At 62.1% G+C, this 1,371-nt stretch carries 1 protein-coding gene; it reads left to right on the top strand.

The window, feature by feature from the left end:
* The first annotated feature begins 109 nt into the window (after nucleotides 1-109).
* Nucleotides 110-1,147, top strand: coding sequence for an IS110 family RNA-guided transposase (locus ACSSVZ_RS28120; RefSeq protein WP_290898912.1), 1,038 nt, complete (start codon nucleotides 110-112; stop codon nucleotides 1,145-1,147).
* The last annotated feature ends 224 nt before the right edge of the window (nucleotides 1,148-1,371 follow it).

Here is a 1,371-nt window from a genome sequence, read left to right as displayed (position 1 = left end):
GGACCACTTAGCGTAATCGCAGGTGGCACCCCTCGCCGAGAGCGAAGCGGTCCACCAAGCTGGCGATCCAGCAACGATCGGCTCGGCCGACAAGTAACGGAGAACCATGATGCCCTCCTATGCAGCCTTGGACGTTTCCCAGGAGACGACAGCGATCTGTGTCATCGACGATGCCGGTCGGGTCCTGGCGGAGAAGAAAGTCGCAACCTGCCCCGAAGCGATCGCCGCATATTTGAATCAGAAAGCGCCAGACCTCGTCCGGGTCGGGCTCGAGACGGGACCGTTGGCCGTGTGGCTTTGGAACGAACTCGCCGCGCGCCGTCTTCCAATTCTGTGCATCGATGCCCGTCATGCCAACGCAGCTTTGAAGATGCGACCGGTGAAGACGGACCGCAACGACGCTGCTGGCCTGGCGCAGATCATGCGAACCGGCTGGTTTAAGCAGGTGCGCATCAAAAGCCGCGACAGCTACCAGGTTCGCTCCCTCCTGGTCGCCCGCGAGATGCTGGTGCGGATCCGGGTCAAGATCGAGAACGAGATCCGTGGTCTCCTGCGCACCTTTGGCGTTCTGTTCGGCAAGCGCGTCGGCGGGTTCACCGGACGGGCCGACGAGATCATCGCCGGTGAACTCGATGCGTCCCCGGAGATGCGTCTCATCGCCGAGACATTGATGAAGGCCAGAGCCTCGATTCTCGATCAGATCAAGGTTCTGGACCGTCGCCTGATGGCAGTCGCGAGGGCAAACCCCACCGCGCGGCTATTCATGACCGTGCCCGGCGTTGGCGTTATCACCGCCCTGTCCGTCACCTCCTCCTTCGACGATGGATCACGCTTCAGCCGGTCATCGAGCGCCGGCGCCTATCTCGGCCTGACACCCCGACGATACGAGTCCGGCGAGACAAGCCGAAACGGGCGCATCTCCAAGCAAGGGAGCGTGATGACCAGGAAGCACCTCTATGAAGCGGCCACGACGCTTCTGACACGCAACCTACGATTCTCAACGCTCAAAGCCTGGGGCCTGAAGCTGGCGAAGGCGTCCGGGTTCAAGAAGGCGAGGATCGCCGTGGCCCGGAAGATGGCCGTGATCCTGCACGCCATGTGGAAAACCAACACCCCATTCCGTTGGAGCCAGGAGGAGGCGGCATAACTGCTAGACTGACTTTGACGGATGCGTCCCCGCCGGGACGCTTGGCGCGGATCAGGCCGTCCCTGAAAATGCGGTGCCTTCGGCAACCACGAGGACCACTTCGGTCGATCCGACCATCTGACGCCAACATGCGGCGGTCCACCGAGACCGACCGCGGAGAGAACCATGAACCCGGCGTGGGCGCAAAGCCCGATCAACCAGCTTGACCAATGCGATTAGAGAAC

The sequence above is a fragment of the Amorphus sp. MBR-141 genome (assembly GCF_053628695.1).
Note: the sequence above shows the minus strand (reverse complement) of the source record. Positions and strands in the feature narration are given on the sequence as shown.

Coding starts and splice junctions, on each gene's coding strand:
- ACSSVZ_RS28120 (WP_290898912.1), top strand. CDS start 110: ATGCCCTCCTATGCAGCCTTGGACGTTTCCCAGGAGACGACAGCGATC.